The 21749-nt window shown below is 71.0% G+C and carries 18 protein-coding genes; 13 read left to right on the top strand and 5 right to left on the bottom strand.

The window, feature by feature from the left end; all coding sequences use genetic code 11:
* Positions 1 to 48: 48 nt before the first annotated feature.
* Both BLW76_RS11375 and BLW76_RS11370 read right to left on the bottom strand, forming a co-directional pair.
* On the bottom strand, positions 49 to 2427 hold the full coding sequence (locus tag BLW76_RS11375; protein ID WP_091306127.1) for a GH92 family glycosyl hydrolase: 2379 nt from the start codon (positions 2425 to 2427) through the stop codon (positions 49 to 51).
* A complete protein-coding gene (locus BLW76_RS11370) occupies positions 2424 to 5654 on the bottom strand; it encodes a GH92 family glycosyl hydrolase (protein ID WP_482746689.1) in 3231 nt (1076 codons plus the stop codon). The genes BLW76_RS11375 and BLW76_RS11370 overlap by 4 nt, the downstream gene beginning before the upstream one ends.
* Before the next feature lie 284 nt (positions 5655 to 5938).
* Here BLW76_RS11370 and BLW76_RS11365 point away from each other — a divergent pair, with 284 nt between their 5' ends.
* The 12 genes from BLW76_RS11365 (at position 5939) to BLW76_RS11310 (ending at position 17823) form a co-directional block, all read left to right on the top strand.
* The gene (locus tag BLW76_RS11365; RefSeq protein WP_091306125.1) at positions 5939 to 6922 is read left to right on the top strand and encodes a LacI family DNA-binding transcriptional regulator; all 984 of its coding nucleotides are present in this window, start codon (positions 5939 to 5941) and stop codon (positions 6920 to 6922) included.
* Positions 6919 to 7956 (top strand): class I mannose-6-phosphate isomerase, encoded by a 1038-nt coding sequence (locus BLW76_RS11360; protein ID WP_091306124.1) that lies wholly within the window; start codon positions 6919 to 6921, stop codon positions 7954 to 7956. Before BLW76_RS11365 ends, BLW76_RS11360 begins: the two co-directional genes overlap by 4 nt.
* Positions 7953 to 8717 carry an ATP-binding cassette domain-containing protein gene (locus BLW76_RS11355; RefSeq protein ID WP_091306122.1) on the top strand — a complete coding sequence of 255 codons (765 nt, stop codon included), beginning with the start codon at positions 7953 to 7955 and terminating at the stop codon, positions 8715 to 8717. Before BLW76_RS11360 ends, BLW76_RS11355 begins: the two co-directional genes overlap by 4 nt.
* Positions 8714 to 9757, top strand: coding sequence for an ABC transporter permease (locus BLW76_RS11350; RefSeq protein ID WP_091306121.1), 1044 nt, complete (start codon positions 8714 to 8716; stop codon positions 9755 to 9757). Before BLW76_RS11355 ends, BLW76_RS11350 begins: the two co-directional genes overlap by 4 nt.
* Positions 9758 to 9798: 41 nt before the next feature.
* A complete protein-coding gene (locus BLW76_RS11345) occupies positions 9799 to 10794 on the top strand; it encodes an ABC transporter substrate-binding protein (RefSeq protein WP_091306119.1) in 996 nt (331 codons plus the stop codon).
* 208 nt (positions 10795 to 11002) lie between these two features.
* A complete protein-coding gene (locus BLW76_RS11340; protein WP_091306117.1) occupies positions 11003 to 11698 on the top strand; it encodes a hypothetical protein in 696 nt (231 codons plus the stop codon).
* A gap of 48 nt (positions 11699 to 11746) precedes the next feature.
* On the top strand, positions 11747 to 12793 hold the full coding sequence (locus BLW76_RS11335) for a sensor histidine kinase (protein WP_091306116.1): 1047 nt from the start codon (positions 11747 to 11749) through the stop codon (positions 12791 to 12793).
* Positions 12790 to 13545 (top strand): LytR/AlgR family response regulator transcription factor, encoded by a 756-nt coding sequence (locus BLW76_RS11330; RefSeq protein WP_091306114.1) that lies wholly within the window; start codon positions 12790 to 12792, stop codon positions 13543 to 13545. Before BLW76_RS11335 ends, BLW76_RS11330 begins: the two co-directional genes overlap by 4 nt.
* Positions 13542 to 13892 carry a hypothetical protein gene (locus tag BLW76_RS11325; RefSeq protein WP_091306113.1) on the top strand — a complete coding sequence of 117 codons (351 nt, stop codon included), beginning with the start codon at positions 13542 to 13544 and terminating at the stop codon, positions 13890 to 13892. The genes BLW76_RS11330 and BLW76_RS11325 overlap by 4 nt, the downstream gene beginning before the upstream one ends.
* Before the next feature lie 166 nt (positions 13893 to 14058).
* The gene (locus BLW76_RS11320) at positions 14059 to 15783 is read left to right on the top strand and encodes a sodium/solute symporter (protein WP_091306111.1); all 1725 of its coding nucleotides are present in this window, start codon (positions 14059 to 14061) and stop codon (positions 15781 to 15783) included.
* Between the two features lie 70 nt (positions 15784 to 15853).
* Entirely contained in the window at positions 15854 to 16213 is a 360-nt protein-coding gene (locus BLW76_RS11315) for a DUF485 domain-containing protein (RefSeq protein ID WP_091306110.1), read from the top strand.
* Entirely contained in the window at positions 16210 to 17823 is a 1614-nt protein-coding gene (locus BLW76_RS11310; RefSeq protein WP_091306108.1) for a solute symporter family protein, read from the top strand. Before BLW76_RS11315 ends, BLW76_RS11310 begins: the two co-directional genes overlap by 4 nt.
* A gap of 78 nt (positions 17824 to 17901) precedes the next feature.
* Here BLW76_RS11310 and BLW76_RS11305 read toward each other — a convergent pair whose 3' ends face one another.
* A complete protein-coding gene (locus BLW76_RS11305) occupies positions 17902 to 18639 on the bottom strand; it encodes an isocitrate lyase/PEP mutase family protein (RefSeq protein ID WP_091306107.1) in 738 nt (245 codons plus the stop codon).
* Entirely contained in the window at positions 18636 to 19097 is a 462-nt protein-coding gene (locus BLW76_RS11300) for a carboxymuconolactone decarboxylase family protein (RefSeq protein WP_167384575.1), read from the bottom strand. Before BLW76_RS11300 ends, BLW76_RS11305 begins: the two co-directional genes overlap by 4 nt.
* 46 nt (positions 19098 to 19143) lie before the next feature.
* Between BLW76_RS11300 and pdxR the strand changes: the two genes are divergently transcribed.
* A complete protein-coding gene (gene pdxR, locus BLW76_RS11295) occupies positions 19144 to 20526 on the top strand; it encodes a MocR-like pyridoxine biosynthesis transcription factor PdxR (RefSeq protein ID WP_091306104.1) in 1383 nt (460 codons plus the stop codon).
* A gap of 253 nt (positions 20527 to 20779) precedes the next feature.
* On the opposite strand, the gene BLW76_RS11290 is transcribed toward pdxR, so the two are convergent.
* Positions 20780 to 21505, bottom strand: coding sequence for a peptidylprolyl isomerase (locus BLW76_RS11290; protein WP_091306102.1), 726 nt, complete (start codon positions 21503 to 21505; stop codon positions 20780 to 20782).
* Between the last annotated feature and the right edge of the window lie 244 nt (positions 21506 to 21749).

The raw sequence follows: 21749 nt of genomic DNA, 5'->3' as shown, positions 1-21749 counted from the left end.
CGGCCGTGGTCCACTGTGGTCTGAACCACGGCCGTGAGCGAGCGTTGTCTACTCCGCGCAGGGCGAAATCGGGACGGAGGAAGGTGATGTCCCCCACTTCGCCGTCGCGTCGGACGTGAGGCCGAAGTCCAGCGTCGACCCGCGTTTCAGCTGGTCCACGTTGACGTAGACGCGGTCACTGGCCTTGCCGTCCACGCGAAGAGACGAGACGTACTGCAGCGCCGAACCGGAAGCACCCGGCGCCTTGATCGTGATGTCCCGGCCGTTCTCCAGGTGCAGCACGGATTTCGCGAAACGCGGAGCGTTGAGCACGAAGTTCCCAGTCCCTGGAACGGCCGGATACAGCCCGAGGGCGCTGAAAACGTACCAAGCCGACATCGTGCCCAGGTCGTCGTTCCCGGTGACGCCGTTGGGCGCGTTGGTGAACAGCGTGTGCGCCGCCCGCACGACCGTCGACGTCTTCGACGGCTGCCCGGTGAGCGCGTACATCCACGGCGAGTGCAGGTCCGGCTCGTTGTTCGGGTTGTAGCGGAACTGGTCGTAGTAGTCGTACGGGCCGACGACCCAGTTCTCGCGTACCGCCGTCGCCGGGTCCTTCACCAGTTCGTCGTAGGCGAAGAAGTCGTCGAGGCGCTTCCCGGTGGCCGCCGGGCCGCCCATCCGCTGCACCAGGCCGGGCACGTCCTGCTGGACGAGCCACTGGTACTGCCAGGCGGTGCCCTCGTGGAAGCCGTCCTGGCTCTGCGGGCTGTACGGCTTGTCGGCCGGCGAGAACCACGCGCCGCCGAGGACCTTCGGCCGGAAGAAGCCGGTGAAGCCGCGGTCGGTCAGCGTGGAATCCCACAGTGTCCGGTATGTCCGCCCCTTCGCGGCCAGCGCCGCCGCGTCGTCCTTCTTGCCGAGCGCGGCCGCCATCACCGACAACGAACAGTCACCGAGCGCGTACTCCAGGGTGGCCGAGGCGCCGTGGTTCGGGTCGGTGTCCTGGCCCTTCTTCGGGAAGTCCGGGTCGTACTGGACGAAGCCGTCCTGCTGGTAGCTCGCGTTGCCCGAGCGGCCCTGGAACGGCGACGCGGCCGGCGGGATCTCGCGCGAGTTCTGCAGCAGCGCCTGGTAGGCGTGCACCTCCTCGCCCGACAACGCGCCGAAGCGCCAGAGGTCGACCAGGAACGGCGTGACCGGGTCGCCGGTCATCGTGTTGGTCTCCTGGCTCGCGTACGCCCACCGCGGCAGCCAGCCGCCCTGGTCGTGGATGGCGAGGATGCTCTTCGCGATGTCACGCGCCCGGTCCGGCCGCAGCAGCGCCAGGTGCTGGTTCTGCGTGCGGTAGGTGTCCCACAACGAGAAGAAGTCGTAGTACGTCCACCCGGCCGCGCGGTGGACCTTCTTGTCGAAGCCGTAGTAGCGGCCGTCGGCGTCGTTCGCCGTCAGCGGCTGCAGCAGCGCGTGGTAGAGCGAGGTGTAGAAGACCGTGCGGTCGTCGGTCGTCCCGCCCTTGATGTCCACAGAGGACAGCTCACGCCGCCAGGTGCGCTGGACCGCGTCCTTGGCCGCGTCGAACGACCGGATCCGCTCCGACGCCAGGTTCGTCCGCGCCCCGGCCGCGTCGACCTGGGAGATCGCCGTGGTCGCGGTCACCTGCCCGCCGCCGAACGTCAGCCACGCGCCGCGCAGGCCCGCGCCACCTTCGGAAGAGCGCGAGCCGGGGGTGCCGCCGGTCGGCGACCACGTCCCGAACGCCTTGAACGGCTTGTCGAACTTCGTCGTGAAGTACGTCGTGTAGGCCTTGCCGCCGCAGAACGCCTGCGACTCCACGGTGCCCTCGACGGTCCGGTCGTCGACGACGCGGATGCTGCTGCCCGTCACCGGCTCCTTGTCGTTGGCCTGCCCGACGTTGACGAAGACGTTGGCGTCACCGGGTTTCTGGAACGTGTACCGCTCGACCCCCGCCCGCGTCGCCGCGGTCGTTTCGACGTCGACGCCGCCGTAGCCGGTGAGACGGACCTTGTAGTAGCCGGGCTTGCCGACTTCGCCGTCGTGGGTGAACGGCGAGGCGTACAGCTTCTGGTCGAACGTGGACGGTTTCGATGTGTCGAACGCCTTGCCCGGGCCCACTTCCCCGGTCGTCGGCAGGGTCGAGACCAGGCCGCCCTGCTCCCAGCAACCCGCGCCGGACAGGAAGAAGTGCCCGAACCCGCGGATCGCGGTGTCGGTGTAGCGGTAGCCGGCGTAGTGCGAGGTGATCGGGCTGACCTGCGTCATCCCGAAGGGCGCCGAGGCGCCCGGGAACGTGTTGCCCTCGTCCTGCGTGCCGATGAACGTGTTGACGGCGTCGAGGGCGTCCCCGCCGGCCGCGGCCGCGGCGGGGGTGAGCCCCGTCGCGGCCGCGGTGAGCGCCAGGAAGCCCGCCAGGACCTTGCCCCTCATGCGCCGATGCCGATCGCGAAGACGTGCAGGGCCCCGCCGCTGACGTTCGACGGCAGCGTCACGCTCGCCACGGTCTTGCCCGCGTCGAGGGTGATCGGGTTGGTGCCGAACACCATCGTGCGGATCTGCTGCGGGTCGCCGCCCGAGGCGTTGCGGTACGGCGTCGACAGCACGATCCGGTTGCCGAACGCCGGTTGCGCGCCGCCGCCGCCGAGGGTCCAGTCGGAGAACCCGATGGTCGCGGTGGACGTCGTGCCGTCGGTGTAGGTCACCGTCAGCGTGCCCGACGCGTTGCCGTTGGACGCCGAGCCGAGCAGCGCCAGCCGCCCGGACCCGCTCACGGTCACCGTCTGACCGCCGGCGACCACGTTGTCCGGGTCCCCGGCCGGGAACGACGGCCAGGTGAACTTCAGCCCGTCGCTGGTGACCGTGCTGCCCGGGGTGGCGCCGGCCGCGGCGAGGGCGTCGGCCGAGTAGCTCCAGCCGCCGCCGTCGAAGTTGGCCGCGCCCGAGTTCGCGTCCGGGGAGATGCCGGCGTTGTTCACCGTGGCCAGCCAGCTGTTCGGCTGCGCCACGAGCACCGTGAGCACCGCTTGCGTCGAGGCGAGCCCCGGCGACGAGAACGTCACCGGGATGCGCCGGGCGCCGTCGGCCAGGCCCGCGGGCACCGACACCGTCAGCTCCGCCCGGGCTTTGCCCGCGGCGGGCACCGCGATGCTGCCGGCCGCCGGGGTCAGGGTGATCCCGTCGACGCTGCCCGCGCTGTAGGTCCAGGTCCGGGCGGTGCCGGACAGGTCCTGGACACCCACGGACGCCTTCGACGTCGACCCCGCGGGCGTCACCGCGCGGGCCGGGTCCACGAAGGACAGGCTCGGCTTCTCCTGCTCCCGGAACGACGGCGGCGCGTCGGCAGCCGCGCTGCCCCACGCGGTCGGCGTGGCGGACCGCGTGTAGTCGAGCGTGCCTCCGCTGGAGATCAGCGCCTCCGGCAGCCACGCCTTCGCGGCCGCACCGCCGTTGACCTTCAGGCTGCCCACGTAGTCACCAGTGCCGGGGGCGTTGACCGTGATCTTCTTGCCCGCGCCGGTGGTGAGCACGGCGTGCTCGAAGCGCGGCGTGACCAGCAGCGTCTCGGCGCGGCCCGGGATCTCCGGGTAGAGGCCGAGCGTCGACCAGACGTACCAGGCCGACATCTGGCCGAGGTCGTCGTTGCCGATCAGGCCTTCGGGACGCGGGTTGTACAGCTCGTCCATCGAGCGGCGCACGATCCCCTGGGTCTTGGCCGGGGCACCCGCGTACGAATACACGTACGGCGCGTTGGAGTTCGGCTCGTTGCCCATGAAGGCGTACGGCTCCTGCGTGCCCGCGTTCAGCTGGGTGAAGAAGGTGTCCAGCCGGGCCTGCGTCGCGGTGTTGCCGCCGAACGCCGTCACGACACCACCGAGGTCGTAGGGCACCATCCACTCGTACTGGGCGCCGTTGCCCTCGACCCAGCCCTGCGAGCTGGCGGGGTCGTAGGTGCCGGAGAAGGAGCCGTCCGCGTTGCGCGGCTGCAGGTGCCCGGTCCCCGGGTTGTAGAGGTTCTGCCAGTACTGCGCGCGCTTCATGAACGTCGTGTACGTCGCGCTGTCGCCGAGCCGCTTCGCGAACTGGGCGATGGAGAAGTCGGCGCTGGTGTACTCGAGGGTGTCCGCTCCCGCGCCCGGGACGTACCCGAGCTTCTGGTAGTCGTCCAGGCCCGGCCGCTCGGTGTAGCCCTGGGTCGGCTGGGTGGCGCCCTTGATCATGAGCAGCAACGCCTTCTGGGCGTCGAAGTCCCGCGCCCCGAACGCGTACGCGCTGGAGACGATGATGTGGTACGGGTCGCCGTTCATCACACCGGTGTAGTCGTTGGCGACCGTCCAGCGGTCCCACGAGCCGCCCTGCTCGGCGTAGGCCATCATCGACCGGACGATGTCCGACGTCTCCTTCGGCGCGATCGTCGCCAGCAGCGGGATCTCCGAACGGTAGATGTCCCAGCCGGAGAAGTTGGTGTACATCGCGTGGCCCTTGTCCGCGGTGTGGATCCGGCCGTCGAAGCCGATGTACTGGCCGCCTGCGTCGGAGAACACGTTCGGCTGGATCAGCGAGTGGTACAGCGAGGTGTAGAACGTCGTCAGGTCCGCGTCGGAACCACCGGTGACGGCGATCTTGCCGAGCTGCGCGTTCCACGCCTTGCGCGCGTTGGCCGCCACCGTGTCGAACGACTTGCCGGTGTTCTCGGCCTTGAGGTTGGCCTTCGCGCCGTCGACGGACACAAAGGACAGTCCGACCTGGACGTTCACCTGCGCGCCGTTGAGGTTCGCGAAGGTGACGTACCCGCCGCTGCCCGGCCCGCTGACCGTGGTGTTCTGCGGCGCGGCCTTGGCCGGGCGCGCGATCGAGGCGTCGACGCCGTTGGGCTGCGCGACCTTCGCCTTGGCCCCACCGGTTTCGGCGGCCTTGTTCGGCGTCACGGCCCCGTTCTTCCAGGTGCCGATCGACGCGAACGGCGTGTCGAACTTGGCCGAGAAGTAGACGCGGTAGCTGTTGCGGGCGCCGCAGAAGCGGCCGCTCGTGGCCCAGCCGCTGATGGTGTCCTTGCCGATGGTGATCGACGCGTCGTCGGTGCCGTTGACCGAGCCGGACGTGTTGACCAGCAACGTCGAGGACGCGCCTGCCGGATAGGTCAGGCGCGCCGAGCCGGTGCGCTGGGTCGCGCTCAGCTCGACCTTCGCGCCACTGTCGAGGGTGACGTCGTAGGCGCCCGCTGTCGCGTGCTCGTTGGCGTGCGAAAACTTCGACGTGTAGTGGCCGGGGTCGGTCGCCGGCGAGGTCGTCACTTCACCGACATAAGGGATGAACGGGATGTCCTGATAGGTCGAACAGCCCGCGCCGGAAAGGTGCGTCAGGCTGAACCCGGTCAGGGCGTTGTCGTCGTAGAAATAGCCGCCAGGCTGGGATTTCACCGTGTCGGGGCTCCACTGGACCATGCCGAACGGGGCGACCGCGCCCGGGAACGTGTTGCCGGCACCGCCCCCGGTGCCGTGGTCGGCCCCGCCGGGCCGGGTGCCCACGAAGGGGTTGACCCACTTCGCAAAATCCGTGGTCGTGGCCGCTGCGGCGGGCACAGCGGGAGCCACCGCTGCCGTCACCGCCAGTGTCAGGAAAGTTAAACCGGCTCTGAAGCGCGCTCGCGCCATGGCCATCGCCTCTCCACCTCGTCAGCGCGACCGGAAACGGGTGACATGACAACCTTGTCGCGCCGGGCCACCTTCGGCAACCGCTCACCGGACAGTCAAGGGACACGTCAAGACCTGTCCACTTCCGGACAGCACGATCCGCCGATCGCGGAGCCGAATCGGCACAATCCACGCACGAAGCGTTGACAAGGCGCCGGTCGGGGAGTTCAATCCCGGTCACTATGACAACGTTGTCTCCTCTGGGCCGGGACCGGGACGGCAGCACGCGCACCGCGAGCAGGCGAGCCACGATGAGCGACGTGGCCCGGCTGGCGGGCGTGAGCATCAAGACCGTCTCGCGCGTGGTCAACGACGAACCGGCGGTGCACCCCGACACCGCCGAGCGGGTCATGGCGGCCATCGAGCAGCTGGGGTTCCGGCGCAACCTGGGCGCGCGCAACCTGCGCCGCGGGTCGACGACCGGCACCATCGGGCTGATCGTCGAGGACGTCGGCAACCCCTTCTACTCCGAGCTGAACCGCGCGGTCGAGCGCATCGCGACGTCGTTCGGGCGCCAGGTGCTCACCGGCTCGTCCGAGGAGAACTCCGACCGCGAGCGCGAGCTCGTGCTGGAGTTCTGCGCGCGGCGGGTGGACGGCATCCTCGTCGTCCCGGCCGGCCTGCAGCACGGCTACCTGGTGCCGGAGATGCGCGCGGGCACGCCGGTGGTGTTCATCGACCGGCCGGCCGGCGACATCGTGGCCGACACCGTGCTGGTGGACAACCTCGGCGGCACCATCGAGGCCGTCACGCACCTGGCCCGGCACGGGCACCGGCGAATCGCCTTCCTCGGCGACAGCCCGGACATCTTCACCGCGGCCGAGCGCCTGCGCGGGTTCCGCGAGGGCTGCGTGCGCAACGGGATCTCCTACGACGAGTCGCTGGTTTCGATGGGGACACCGACGCCGGACGCCGTCGGCAACGCCGTGAAGCGGCTGCTCGACGGCCCGGACGCGGCCACCGCGGTGATCGCGGGCAACAACCGGATCGCCGTGCACCTGCTGCGTGCCCTCGCGCACGCCGAGCGCCGCCCGGCGATGGTCGGGTTCGACGACTTCGAGCTGGCCGACCTGCTGAACCCGCCGGTGACCGTGGTCGCCCACGACGTCAGCGCACTGGGCCACGCCGCGGCCGAGCTGCTCTTCGCCCGCGTCCAAGGAGATCAGTCCCCGCCGAGAAAGGTAGTCCTGCCCGTGCATCTCGTCGCCCGTGGTTCCGGTGAGGTCGCCCCGTGACCCTCGAACCGATCCGGCTCCCCGCCAACCAGCCGCCGCAGTTCTACCGCGGCGGCGACGCCATCGCGGCACTGCGCGGCGACACGTCGGACAAGAAGTTCGGCCCGGAGGACTGGGTCGCCTCGGCGACCACGATGTTCGGCCAGGAGACCAACGGCCTCACCCGGCTCCCGGACGGCGCCTGGCTGCGCGACGCCGTCGAGGCGAACGCGAACGGCTGGCTGGGCGCGAAGCACGTCGAAGCGCTCGGGACGTCGACCGGGCTGCTGGTCAAGCTCCTCGACGCGGGCCAGCGGCTGCCCGTGCACTTCCACCCGGACGACACCTTCGCGAAGCGGCACTTCGACTCGCACTTCGGCAAGACCGAGGCCTGGATCGTCGTCGGCACCTACGGCGACGACCCGCGCGTCTACCCGGGCTTCAAGGAGACGCTGCCGAAGGCGACGGTGTCGGAGTGGACGCGCGAGCAGGACGTGCCGTCGATGCTGGGCGCGTTGAACAGCGTCCCGGTGTCCGCGGGCGACACCGTCTACATCCCGGCCGGGCTGCCGCACGCGATCGGCGAGGGCGTCTTCGTCGTCGAGCTGCAGCAGCCGACGGACTTCTCGCTGACCATCGAGTGGCGTGACTTCCTCGCGTCGCCGGAGAAGGGCCACCTCGGCCTCGGCTTCGACACCGCCATCGAAGCGCTCGACACGTCCGGCTGGGACGCCGACCGCCTGGACACGATCATCAAGCGCACCGCGGGCGACCGCGCGTCCACTGTGGATCTCCTGGCCGGCGGATCGGAGCGGTTCTTCCGAGCCGAACAGCTGCGTACCGACAAGACGACAACGTTGTCACTCGATCCGTCCTTCGCCGTCCTGGTCGTTCTCGACGGCGAAGGCACGCTGCGGACCGAGCACGGCGGCGAGCACGCGCTGGCGAAGGGCGACACCTACGTCGTCCCGTTCGACGCCGGCCAGACCGAGCTGTCCGGCACGGCGACGGTGATCCGCTGCCGCCCGCCGGCGCCGGAGGAGAGGCACGGATGAGCGAAATCCTGCTGGACGCGATCGACCTGACGAAGCACTACGGGTCGGTCGAAGCCCTGCGCGGCGCGTCGTTCCAGGCCCGCGCGGGCGAGGTGACGGCCTTGATCGGCGACAACGGCGCCGGCAAGTCCACGCTGGTCAAGTGCCTCTCCGGCGCGGAACAGCCGACGTCGGGGAAGATCCTCCTCGACGGGGCCGAAGTGCACTTCGACTCCCCCACGACCGCGCGGCGGCGGGGCATCGAGACCGTCTACCAGGACCTCGCCGTCGCGCCCGAGCTCGACCCGGCGGCCAACCTGTTCCTCGGCCGCGAAATCCACCGCAAGGGCATCCTCGGCAAGCTCGGCATGCTCGACAAGAACGAGATGCGGCGCCAGGCGATCGAGGAGTTCCAGCGCCTCGGCGTGACGCTGCAGAGCACCGACGTCCCGATCGGCTCGCTGTCGGGCGGCCAGCGGCAGAGCGTCGCAGTGGCGCGTTCGGTCGTGTGGGCGTCGAAGGTCGTGTTCATGGACGAGCCGACGGCCGCGCTGGGTGTCGTGCAGCGCGAACGCGTGCTCGACGTCATCAAGAAGGTGCGCGACAAGGGCATCGCCGTGGTGCTGATCAGCCACAACATGCCCGAGGTGCTGTCGGTCGCCGACCGCGTCGAGGTGCTGCGGCTCGGCAAGCGCGTCGCCCGGTTCGCCGGGCCGGACACGAAGCTCGAAGACCTCGTCGCCGCGATGACCGGCGCCCTCGTGCAGGAGGAGGCGGCGTGAGCGCGCCTGTGAAGGACATCCAGGAGGCACCCGAAGCGGGCTTCGGCAAGCGGCCGCTGGGCAAGCGGCTGATCGAGGCCAACACGTTCTGGATCGGCCTCGTCCTGCTGGCCCTGGTCGTGCTGTTCAGCGTCATCGCGCCGGACAGCTTCCCGACGCTGTTCACCTTCCAGACGCTGTTCATCGAGTCCTCGGTCCTGCTCATCCTTTCGGTGGGCATGACGTTCGTGATCATCACCTCCGGCATCGACCTCTCGGTCGGCTCGGTGCTGATCCTCGCGGGCATGGTCGCGGGCAAGGTGATGGAGGCGATGTCCGGCGGCGACGCGTCGAAGGCGGGCTGGGGCGTCATCGTCGTCGGGCTCGTCGTCGCCGTGGTCACCGGCACGATCTGGGGCGTGATCAACGGCGTGCTGGTCGCGGTGGCGAAGATCCCGGCGCTGATCGTCACGCTCGGCACGATGGGGGCCGCGCTGGCCACCGCGTACCTGCTCAACGGCGGCTCGGACCTGCGCACCGTGCCGGCCGAGCTCACCCAGACCCTGGGCTACGGCACGTCCTTCGGCATCGTGCCCAACCTGGTGATCGTGGCCGTCGTGATCACGGTGATCGGCGCGTGGCTGCTGCGGACGACGAAGTTCGGGCGGTACACCTTCGCCGTCGGCTCCAACGCCGAGGGCGCGCGCCGGGCCGGCATCGGCGTCACCGCGCACCTGCTCAAGGTGTACACGCTGACGGGCTTCCTCGCGGGGATCGCCGGGTTCCTTTCGCTGGCCTACTACAACTCGACCACCATCTCCGGGCACACCACCGACAACCTCAACGCCATCGCCGCGGTCGTGATGGGCGGGACGAGCCTCTTCGGCGGCGTCGGCACGATCCTGGGCACGGTGATCGGGGTCTTCATCCCCGCGGTGCTGCGCAAGGGCTTCAACATCATCCACGTCCAGGACTTCTGGCAGATGTTCATCGTCAGCTGGGTCCTGGTCGCCGCGGTCTGGTTCGACCAGCGCCGCCGCCGTCGCCGCAACTCCCGCTGACCCACACACAAGTACAGTCCCCCAAGTACAACGAGGTGCTTATGAAACTGACCAAGACTCTCACCGCCATGGGTGCCGTGGTCTCCGCCGCCGCCCTGCTCACCGCGTGCGGCTCCGGCACGGTCGGGCAGACCGGGTCCGGCAACTCGGCCGCGCCGGTCGGCGGCAAGAAGCTCGCGCTGATCCCGGGTGTGCAGGCCGAGCCGTTCTACATCTCGCTGCAGTGCGGCGCGCAGGCCGAGGCGGAGAAGCTCGGCTACGAGCTGACCACCCAGGCGCCGCAGAAGTTCGACGCTCCCCTGCAGACCCAGCTGGTCAACGCGCTCGGCGCGAACCCGCCGGCGGCCCTGCTCATCGCCCCGACCGACGACACGGCGATGCTGGCGCCGATCCAGCAGGTCAAGGCGCGCGGCACGAAGATCGTCGAGGTCGACACCGCGCTGAAGGACACGAGCGTGGCCGCGTCGTCGATCTCGTCGGACAACGCCGCGGGCGGCAAGCTCGCGGCCCAGACGATGGCCAAGCTGGCCGGCGGCAAGAGCGGCTCGGTGCTGGTGCTCGACACGATCGCGGGCACGTCCACGACCGCCGCACGCGCCAAGGGGTTCGAGGACGAGCTGAAGAACACCCCGAACCTGAAGTCCATCGGCGTCCAGTTCACCCAGAACGAGCCGGAGCAGGCGGCGGCCAAGGTGACGGCGGCGCTGTCGTCGACCCCGGACCTCATCGGCGTCTTCGCGACCAACCTCAACACCGGCGAAGGCGCGGCGACCGGCCTGCGCAACGCGGGCAAGGTCGGCGCGGTCAACCTGATCGGCTTCGACGCGAGCCCGTCCGAGGTCGAGGGCCTCAAGAACGGCCAGTACCAGGCCCTGATCGCCCAGGACCCGGCCTCGATCGGCACCCAGGGCGTCCAGCAGGCCGTCGCGGCCATCGAGGGCAAGCCGGTGACGCGGAACCTCACCGCGGAGCTGCACTCGATCACGAAGGCCGACATGGACGCCAACTCGCAGTACTTCTACAAGCAGAGCTGCTGATACCCGTCCGTCAGGGTCCTGCGAGCGGTGCGCACCGCGTCCGCAGGGCCCTGACCAGGGTTGTTCACCGGCGGTGAACAACCACTACCGGTCACCGCGGTGGGGGAACCGCTCACCGCACTGTCCGTTTGCCCGGACGGGTGTCTCGCGCCACACTCATCTGCACATGCATCTGCACTTCCAGATGCATGATCGCAGGGAGGGTGCGATGAAGTACGAGCGGCCGGCTTTGCACCGGACGATCTTCGCCGTGGACGTCGAGGGCTACGGCGACCAGCGCAGGACCACACCCCATCGCCTGGCGCTGCGCGAAGGGCTGTACCGCGCGCTCTGCCGGGCGTTCGACGACGCCGGCGTCCCGTGGGCGGACTGCCGGCGCGAGGACTGCGGCGACGGCGTCTTCGTCCTCGTCCCGCCGGAGGTGCCGAAGGGGCTCTTCGTCGAGTTCCTGCCCACCGCGCTCGCCGTGGCGCTGCACCGGCACAACCGCACGCACGACCCCGGCGCCCGGATCCGGCTCCGGATGGCGCTGCACGCGGGCGAGATCGCCTACGACGAGCACGGCGTCACCGCGCCGGCGATCAACCAGACGTTCCGGCTGCTGGAGGCGAAACCGCTGAAGGAGGCGCTGCGGGCGTCGCGCGGCGTGCTGGCGCTGATCACGTCGGCGTGGTTCTTCGACGAGGTCGTCCGGCACAGCGACGGCCTCGACCCGACGACGTTCCGGCCGGTGCCGGTGGCGGTCAAGGAAACCCGCACGACCGGGTGGATCTCGCTGCCGGACCGGCCGTACCCGGCGAACTCGAGCCTGCTGGGCACCGTCACGCCGATCGACCACTACCGGACCTGGCGCCGCTTCCGCCGCCACGCCCAGGTGCTGGCCGACCGCGACGGCCCCGCGTAGCCGTAGGATCTACTGCCCTGGACACCGCCGCCGAGGGGAGGCCCGACCGTGCACCTGCGCCCGGCGTCCCGCGCCGATCCGCTGCCGGTGCTCGCCGCCGCGCGCCGCGTCACCGACGACCTGCGCGACGGCCTGTCGGGCACCGCCGCCCGCCGCGCCGCGCACCACCTGCGGCGGCTCTTCGGCTTCCCCGGCCTCGGCCTCACCGACCTGTCCGGCTCCCTGCTGTGGTCGGGACGGCCCGGGCCGGACGCGGTCGTCGCGGCGGTGCTCGACAGCGTGCTCCACAGCGAGGAACCCGAGTCCGCGCCGGACGTCCTGGTGCTGCCGCTGCACGTCCGCGACGAGCTGGCCGGGGCGCTGCTGGTCGTCGGCGACGTCCGCGAGACGGCCGCGGCCCAGGCCGCCGACCTCGTCGTGCAGGCACTGGAACGCGGGCGGCTCGAGGCGTCGGCGGAACAGGCGGCGCAGGCCGAACTGCGGGCGCTGCGGGCGGAGATGTCACCGCACTTCGTCTACAACGCCCTGACCGTCATCGCGTCGCTGGTGCGCTCGGACCCCGACCGCGCCCGCGACCTCATGCTCGACTTCGCCGACTACACCCGCTACAGCCTGGCCCGCCACGGCGAGTACACCGTGGTCGCCGAGGAGTTCCGCGCGATCGAGACGTACCTGGCGCTGCAGAAGGCGGTGCTCGGCGAACGGCTGCGCGTCCAGGTGCGGGTCGCGCCGGAGATCCTCGCCGTCGCCGTGCCGTACCTGGTGCTGGAGCCGTTGGTGGAGAACGCGATCCGGCACGGCATCGAGCCGCGGTCGGGCACCGGGCAGGTCCAGGTGCACGGCCAGGCGGAAGGGAACGACTGCGTGATCTTCGTCGAGGACGACGGGGTCGGCATGGACCCGAAACGGGCCGCGGACATCCTGGCCGGGCGCACCGGCGAGGACGACCCGGCCGGGCTCGGGCTGGCCAATGTGGACAGACGGCTGCGGGACGTCTACGGCGCCTGGTACGGCCTGACCGTCGAAACCGAGGTCGGCGCGGGCACCCGGGTGATCGTGCGCGTGCCGCGGTTCCAGCCGGGGGTGCTGCCGTGACCGGGCTCCGCGTCCTCGCCGTCGACGACCTGCCACCGGCGCTGGACGAACTCTGCACGATGCTGCGTGAAGCGCCCGAAGTCGGCGAAGTCGTCGGAGCGGGTGACGCGCTGAAGGCGTTGAAGCTGCTTCAGGCGGACCGCTTCGACGCGGTGTTCCTCGACATCTCGATGCCGGGCCTCGACGGCCTGGAGCTGGCATCCCTGCTGGCGAAGCTGAGCGAGCCACCGGTGATCGTGTTCGTCACGGCGCACGACGGCCACGCGGTGGCGGCGTACGGCATCGGCGCCGTCGACTACCTGCTCAAACCGGTCCGCACCGAACGGCTGGCCGCGGCACTGGCGAAGGTGCTGCGGATGGCGACCCCGGCGTCCCGGCCCATCCCGGACGCGATGGCCGCGCTGCCGGTCGAGTCGGGCGGCCGCACCCGGTACGTCCGCCGCGACGACGTCCTGTTCGTCGAGGCCCACGGCGACTACGTCCGCCTGCACACGCGCGGCGGCGTCCACCTGGTGCGGATGCCGATCTCGCGGCTGGAGGAGTACTGGGAGGGCACGGGGTTCAGCCGGGTGCACCGCGGGTTCCTGCTGTCGGTGGGCGCAGTGCTGGAGCTGCGCAGCGACACGGCGGGCGGGCTGCTGGCCCACACGGAAGCGGGCGACGTCCCGGTGAGCCGCCGTCATGCACGCGACCTGCGTGACCGGCTGCTGGAAGCCGCGCAGCGCGGCCAGCTGGGATCGGATTCGCGATGAGCAGGATCCGGCGGGTTGCCGTCACCAGCCCGCAGACGCGCCTCGCCCACGCCCGCCGCCGGTCGCGCGGCCGCTGGCGCCAGCCCCGCCTGCCCGCCGGCGACACCCAGCGCGCCACCGCCCTCTACACCGCCCAGCGCCGTCGCGGCCTTCCCGCGCTGGTCCTCATGTTCGCGCTGCTGCTCGGCCTCCCCGGCGTCTTCGCGCTCTTCCCGGGCCTGGACTCCGTGCGGCTGCTGGGCATCCCGCTGTCCTGGCTGATGCTCGCGGTCCTCCCCTACCCCGCGATGGCCCTGCTGGCCCGCTGGCAGCTCCGCCGCGCCGAGCGCATCGAGGACGACCAGTGACCCGAGCGCCCCAATGTGGCGTTGGTTGCGTCCAACGCACCCAATGTGGCGTTCGGTGCTCCATCCATGCCCCCGCCACCACCCTCAACGGAGGCGCTTCGCGCCGCTGTTCCACTCAACGCACCGAACGCCACATTGGGGCGCATGAGTGCGGCAGGGCAGGCTAGTGGGCGTCGCGCTCGCCGTCGCGCCGGTCGTGCTCGTGACGCTGCTGATCGGCGTCCGCGGGGTCGCCGCCATGCGCACGACGTCGGACTTCCTCGTCGCCTCGCGCCGCATCTCGCCGCTGGTCAACTCCGCCGCCGTCTCCGGCGAGTACCTGAGCGCGGCGTCGTTCCTCGGCATCGCCGGGCTCGTCGTCAAGGACGGCATCGGGGCGCTGTGGTACCCGGTCGGCTTCACCGCCGGCTACATCGCGATGCTCGTGCTCGTCGCCGCGCCGATGCGGCGGTCGGGCGCGCTGACCGTCCCCGACTTCGCCGAAGCCCGGCTCAACTCCCCCGCGCTGCGCCGCCTGGCCGCGGTGGTCATCCTGGTGATCGGCACGATCTACGTCGTCCCGCAGTTCCGCACCGCCGGCCTGGTGCTCGCCGCGGTCGGCGGCACGCAGTACTGGGTCGGCGTGGTGCTGGCCGGCGCCGCGGTCAGCGTCACCCTGGCACTGGGCGGGATGCGCGCGGCGACGTACGTGCAGGCGTTCCAGTTCGTGCTGAAACTGCTGCTGTTCCTCATCCCGGCGATCTGGCTGGCGCTGCAGGCCGGCGCGGTCAACCGGACCGACGCGCTCAACCCCGTCGAGTTCACCCACTTCGCCCGCGAGACGCCGGTGCGGTTCGAGGTCGACGTCACCATGGAGATCCGCGAGCCGACCCCGGTGCGGCGCAACGGCGTCGTCGAAACCCTGCCACCGGGCGAGTTCACCGCGCACAGCCAGGACGAGGTCGTGTTCGGCACCGGCGCGGCCGTGCCCGCGGTCCGCGGCGGCGCCGCGCTCGGCGGCCCCGACTGGCAGCGCCCGCTGCTCGACCTCGGCGACCAGGGCTACCCGCTGCTCGGCACCTGGGCCGTCCTCATCGCCACCATGCTGGGCACGATGGGCCTGCCGCACGTCCTCATGCGCTTCCACACCAGCCCGGACGGCCGCGCCGCGCGCCGCACCGCCGCCATCACCGTCGCGCTGCTCGGCGTCTTCTACCTCTTCCCCGGCGTCTACGGCGTGCTCGGCCGGGTGCTCGTCCCCGGGTTGTACCTCTCGGGTGCGACGGACACCGTGGTCGTCGCGCTGCCGGCCCAGGTGGACAGCGGCTGGGCGGGCGGGCTGTTCACGGCGCTGCTGACCGCGGGCGCGTTCGCCGCCTTCCTGGCGACGTCGCTCGGGCTGCTGCTGGTGATGTCCGGCGCGCTCGCGCACGACCTCGTCCCCGGCGGGCTGCGACGGCTGCGCATCGCCGTGTTCGGCGTCGCCGCGGTGATGGTGCTGCTGGCCCTGCGCTCGGCCGAGCTCGACGCCGGTGTGCTGGTCACGTGGGGTTTCACGGTGGCCTCGTCGACGTTCTGCCCGCTGCTGGTGCTCGGCATCTGGTGGCCGCGGCTGACCGCGACCGGCGGGATCGCCGGCGTGCTGACCGGGCTGGTGGCGTCGACCGCCTCGATCCTCTACGCCCTTGCGGGGCCGCCACTGCACGGCTGGGTGGCGATTCTGGTGCAGCAACCGGCACCCTGGTCGGTACCGTTGGCGTTCGGCGTAATGGCACTGGTCTCGCTGCGGGGCAGGCCACCCGCCTGGTCGACGTCGGCCATGTTGCGCCTGCACCTGGACGAACCCCGTTCGACGGGTTCGCGCGACCGTTCGTCAACCGTTCGTCGTCTGGCCCGGCTGTTGAACCGTTGAACCTTCACTCAGCCCTCACGGGTCCCTACGGTGTCGCACGTCACTTTCCGCAGCGTCGCAGGGAGCAGCGATGAGCACGACGGACACCGGCGGGCCCCCGGAGACCTCAGAAACGATCTGGGAACGAGCACACGAGAGCACCGAGTTCCGCGAGCTGCGCAGCCGCCTGCGCCGGTTCGTCTTCCCGATGACGGCGGTGTTCCTCGTCTGGTACCTGCTGTACGTGCTCCTCGCGGACTACGCGCACGGCTTCATGAGCACCAAGGTGCTCGGCAACATCAACATCGGCCTGATCTTCGGCCTGCTGCAGTTCGTCTCGACGTTCGTCATCACCGGCCTCTACGTCCGGTACGCGAACCGGAAGCTGGACCCGGTCGCGGAGAAGATCCGTGAGGACATTGAAAACGACACTGCGAAGGAGCACGGATGAGCACCGCCACTCTCGCCGCGGGCGTTGAGGGCAGCAACCCGCTCCTCAACGTCGGCATCTTCGCCCTCTTCGTGATCATCACGCTGGTGATCGTGTTCCGGGCCAGCCGCAACACGAAGACGGCGTCGGACTACTACGCCGCCGGCCGCGCCTTCACCGGCCCGCAGAACGGCATCGCGATCTCGGGTGACTACCTCTCGGCGGCGTCGTTCCTCGGCATCGCCGGCGCGATCGCGATCAACGGCTACGACGGCTTCCTCTACTCGATCGGCTTCCTGGTGGCGTGGCTCGTCGCGCTGCTGCTGGTCGCGGAACTGCTGCGCAACACCGGCAAGTTCACGATGGGCGACGTGCTGGCCTTCCGGATGAAGCAGCGCCCGGTGCGGGCCGCGGCCGCGACGTCGACACTGGCCGTGTCGTTCTTCTACCTGCTCGCGCAGATGGCGGGCGCGGGCGGCCTGGTGGCCCTGCTGCTCGGCGTCGAAGGCACCGGTGCGCAGGCGCTGGTGATCGCCGTGGTCGGCGTCATCATGATCGCCTACGTCCTGATCGGCGGTATGAAGGGCACCACCTGGGTGCAGATCATCAAGGCGGCGCTGCTGATCGTCGGCACGCTCGCGATCACCCTCTGGGTGCTCGGCAAGTACGGCTTCAACTTCTCCAGCCTGCTGCAGGCCGCCGTCGACAAGGCGGGCAAGGCCGGGGAATCGCTGCTCGGCCCGGGCAAGCAGTACGGCGCCACCGGCACGTCCAAGCTGGACTTCTTCTCCCTCGGCATCGCGCTGGTGCTGGGCACGGCGGGCCTGCCGCACGTGCTGATGCGCTTCTACACGGTGCCGACGGCCCGCGACGCGCGGCGCTCGGTCGTCTGGGCGATCGCCCTGATCGGCCTGTTCTACCTGCTGACGCTGGTGCTCGGCTACGGCGCCGGTGCGCTGGTCGGGCCGGACACGATCAAGAAGGCGCCGGGCGGGGTCAACTCCGCCGCACCGCTGCTCGCTTTGGAGTTGGGCGGGCCGGTGCTGCTGGGCCTGATCTCCGCGATCGCCTTCGCGACGATCCTCGCGGTGGTCGCCGGCCTGACGATCACGGCGTCGGCGTCCTTCGCCCACGACGTCTACGCGAACGTCGTCAAGCGCGGCAAGACGTCGCCGGACTCGGAGGTCAAGGTCGCCCGGATCACCGCGGTGGTGATCGGCATCCTCGCCATCGGCGGCGGCATCCTGGCCAACGGGCAGAACGTGGCGTTCCTGGTCGCGCTGGCCTTCGCGGTGGCGGCGTCGGCGAACCTGCCGACGATCCTCTACTCGCTGTTCTGGAAGCGGTTCAACACCCAGGGCGCGCTGTGGTCGATCTACGGCGGCCTGGCGATCACGATCATCCTGATCGTCTTCTCGCCCGCGGTGTCGGGCAAGAGCACGTCGATGATCAAGACCGCGGACTTCGCCTGGTTCCCGCTGAGCAACCCGGGCATCGTCTCGATCCCGGCCGCGTTCATCCTGGGCTGGCTGGGCACGGTCCTGTCCAAGGAGCACGACGAGAAGAAGTACGCCGAGATGGAGGTCCGCTCCCTCACCGGTGCGGGCGCCGAGAAGGCGGTCGCGCACTAGCGGCCGGGTTTCCGGCGGCACGACCCCGAAGGCCGTCGCGAGGGTGTTCCCGATCCCCTCGCGGCGGCCTTCGGCCATTCAGTACGGCAGCTTGCCTTCCGCGACGCCCTGCACGGCGGCCTCGAACTGCTTCCGCAGGTGGTGCCAGAGCCCGCCGCCCAGCGAAATCCTCGCCACCCCCAGATCGGCGAGGCTTTCCAGGCCCGGGCTGCCCGGCCACGCGGTCACGTTGACCGCGGCGCCGGTCTCCCGCACGAACTCCGCGATCAGCTCCGGCGCCTTCAGGTGGATCGGGTAGACGCAGTCGGCGCCCGCGTCGAGATAGGCCTTCGCCCTGGCGATGCCCGCTTCGAGCGCCTCTTCCGGGTCCACCCCGCGGAAGGAGTCGACGCGGGCGTTGATCACCAGGCCGTCTCCCGCCGCCTCGCGCAGGGCGGCGATCCGGGCCGCCTGCTCGGCGACCGGCCGGACGTCGCCGGTGGCGTGGTCCGTGTCTTCGAAGTTGCAGCCGACCGCGCCCGCGTCGAGCAGTCGGGCCGCCAGTTCGGCGCCGGAGAGGCCGTAACCGGACTCGGCGTCGACCGTCACCGGGACGTCGACCGCCTTCGCGATCCGCGCGGCGGCGGCGAACATCTCGGCCGCGGGCGCCTGCTCGCCGTCGGCGAACCCGAGCGCGGCCGCCACGGCGACCGAGCTGGTCGCGACGGCGGGGAACCCGGCGGCCTCGACGAGCTTCGCGGTGTCGGCGTCCCAGGCGTTCGGCAGGATCAGCGGCTTGCCGGGGACGTGCAGCGCCTTGAGCGCGGCGGCGCTCACGCGTCCCGCTTCGGCAGCGGCGTGTGGCTGGTGATGGTCATCCGGTTCCAGCTGTTGATGGCGATGATCTCCCACGCCACCGCGCGGTACTGGTCCTCGGTGAACACCTTCGCCGCCTGCTCGTAGACGTCGTCGGGCACCGTTTGCGTCGCGGACAGCTTCGTCATGGCTTCGGTGAGGGCGAGGGCGGCCTGCTCCTGCTCGGTGAACAGGTCGGTCTCGCGCCAGCCGTCGAGCACGAACAGCCGCCGCGGCGACTCGCCCAGCTCGAGCGCGTCGCGGGAGTGCATGTCGAGGCAGTACGCGCAGCCGTTGATCTGCGACGCGCGGGTCTTCACCAGTTCCAGCAGCTTGGGGTCGAGCCCCGCGTTGGCGCCGGCCTTGTTCACCTCGGCCTGCAGGTTCGCCATCGCCTGGTAGAGCTCGGGGGCGCCCCCGAGCGCGATTCGCTTGCTCATGCCTTCCACGCTAGTGCGAACTGGTCCACGGGTATGGTCCAGTCACATGACGGAATCGTGGTCCAGTTCCGGGCTCGACGTCCACCTCGGCTGGCAGCCCGCGTCCGGCCGCGCCGGGCTCGCGGCGGCGATCCGCGCGGCCATCCGCGACGGCCGCTGGCAGGCGGGCGCGGCGGTGCCCTCGACCCGCGCGCTGGCCCACGACCTCGGCGTCGCCCGCGGCACGGTCACGCGCGTGTACGCCGACCTCGCCGCCGAGGGCTACCTGCGCACGGCCCAGGGCGCGCCGACCCGGGTGGCGACGGCGGGTTCGCTCCCCCAGTCGGCGCCCCGGCAGGCCCCGCGCGACCCGGCACCGCGCTGGGACCTGCGTCCGGGCCGTCCGGACCTGACGGCGTTCCCGCGGCAGGCCTGGCTGACCGCGACCCGCCGGGCCCTGCTGCGGACGCCGGCGTCGGCGTTCGGCTACGAGTCGGAGCTGGGCGCACCGGAGCTGCGGGACACCCTCGCCGGCTATCTGGCGCGGGCTCGCGGGGTGGTCGCCGACCCGGCGCGGATCGTGGTGTGCCACGGGTTTTCCCACGCCATCGCGGTGGTGTCCCGTGCCTTGTTCTCCTTGGGTACGGGCGAGATGGCGTTCGAGAACCCCTCGCTGGGCATGTACCGCTCGATCGCGGCGGCGCAGGGCCCGCGGATCGTCGGCGTGGACGTCGACGGCCACGGCATCGACGTGTCCGCATTGGACAGTCCGGCGGTGGTCGTCACCCCGGCGCACCAGTACCCCACGGGTGTCACACTGGCCCCACCGCGCCGAGCGGCGCTGGCCCGCTGGGCGGGCGAATCGGGCGCGTACGTGCTGGAGGACGACTACGACGGCGAGTTCCGCTTCGACCGCCAGCAAGTCGGGGCGTTGCAGGCCCTGGCCCCGGAGCGGGTGGTGTACGCGGGCACGGCCAGCAAGACGCTCGCCCCGGCCCTCCGCCTCGCGTGGCTGGTCCTGCCCCGGTCACTGGTGGAGCCGGTCCGCGCGGCGATGGCCGACAGCGGCTCCCGCCCGGCACTGCTGAACCAGCTGGCGCTGGCCGAGCTGATCGACTCGGGTGCCTACGACCGGCACGTCCGCCGCAGCCGCGCGGAGTACCGCTCGCGCCGCACCCGCCTGCTGGCGGCCCTCCCGGACTCGGTCCGGCCGCACGGCATCGCGGCCGGCCTGCACCTGCTGCTGATGCTCCCCCCGGACGGCCCCTCCGAGGCCACGGCCCTGGCCGCCTGCCGCCGCCGTTCGATCGGCATCGAGGGCCTGGCCGGCCACTGGATGACCCCCAACGCCCCCGGCGGCCTGCTGGTCGGCTACGCGGCAACCCCCAAGCACGCATTCACCGGCGCAACCCAAAACCTGGTAGAGGCCCTAGCCGAAGCAACCCCCTAACCACTTCCGCCCCCAATCACGCGAGTCCCGCCCCCAATCACACGAGTCCCGCCCTTAATCACGCGAATCCCGCCCCCAATCACGCGAATCCCGCCCCCAGCCACACGAGTCACGCCCCCGGGTACGCGTGTCGTCCGCCCAGGTACGCGAGTCGACCCTCCAATCACTCGAGTCGACCCTCCAATCACGCGAGATGCCTCCAATCACACGTGATACCCGCGGGCCGCCCCACCGGAGCGGCCCGCGACCACCGTCAGAACCAGCAGTCCGGCCGAACCCGGAGCAGTTCCGTCCGCAGCACCGGCGTGCCGTCGACCGGCGCCGGGTCCTCCGCGGTCGGCTGGATCCCGCCGGCCGCGACCTTGTCGAGGGTCCGCAACCCTTCCGCACCGACCGTGCCGAACACCGTGTAGTTCGGCCGCAACGCGGAATCGCCGTAGACGACGAAGAACTGCGAGCCGTTCGTGTCCGGTCCCGCGTTGGCCATCGCGAGCAGGCCGCGCGCGTAGACGCGGCGGGCGCCGGTCGGGTCGGTCGGCGCCGGCGGCAGGTCGACCGGCAGCTCGTCCTTGTACTTGTAGCCCGGCCCGCCTTCACCGGTCGCGGTCGGGTCGCCGCACTGCAGCACCTTCAACGTCGGGTACGCGGTCAGCCGGTGGCACACCGTGTGGTCGTAGAACCGGTGCCGTGCCAGGTGCAGGAAGCCCTGCACGGTGCACGGCGCCTTCGCGCGGTCGAGCGTCAGCGGCAGCGCACCCTGGCTGGTCGGGATGGCGACGTCGACCTTGCCGCGGCTCGGCGTGTGCCGCGGGTCGGGTGGCAGCGGCACCGGGCGCGCGGGCGGTTCGTCCGGGGTTTCGGTGTACTGGCACGGTCCGTGGGTCGTCTTCGGCGGCGGCGCGTCGGCCGCCGTGGCGACGCCGTTCCCGGCCACGAACAACGCGCCCGCCGCCAGCGCGGTGACGAGTGTCTTCTTCATCCTGCACGCCCTCCCAGTGATCGCCCGGTTCCGGAGCGCCCCGCAGTCTAGGGCCCGGCACCGACAGCCAGAACCGGCGAAAGTCGCCCTCGTCAGTCCATCGGGTGAACCTCGGCGCCCACACCCCGGAAATTGTCGGACCCCCGGCGCACGATGGTCGGCACACGGCAATCCCGCCGCGAACGAAGAGGAGGGCATCATGACGTTGCGCCGAAGACCTGTTGTGGTGGCACGCTTTCTGCTC

This window comes from Amycolatopsis tolypomycina (assembly GCF_900105945.1).
In the GTDB taxonomy this organism is placed as follows: domain Bacteria; phylum Actinomycetota; class Actinomycetes; order Mycobacteriales; family Pseudonocardiaceae; genus Amycolatopsis; species Amycolatopsis tolypomycina.
Note: the sequence above shows the minus strand (reverse complement) of the source record. Positions and strands in the feature narration are given on the sequence as shown.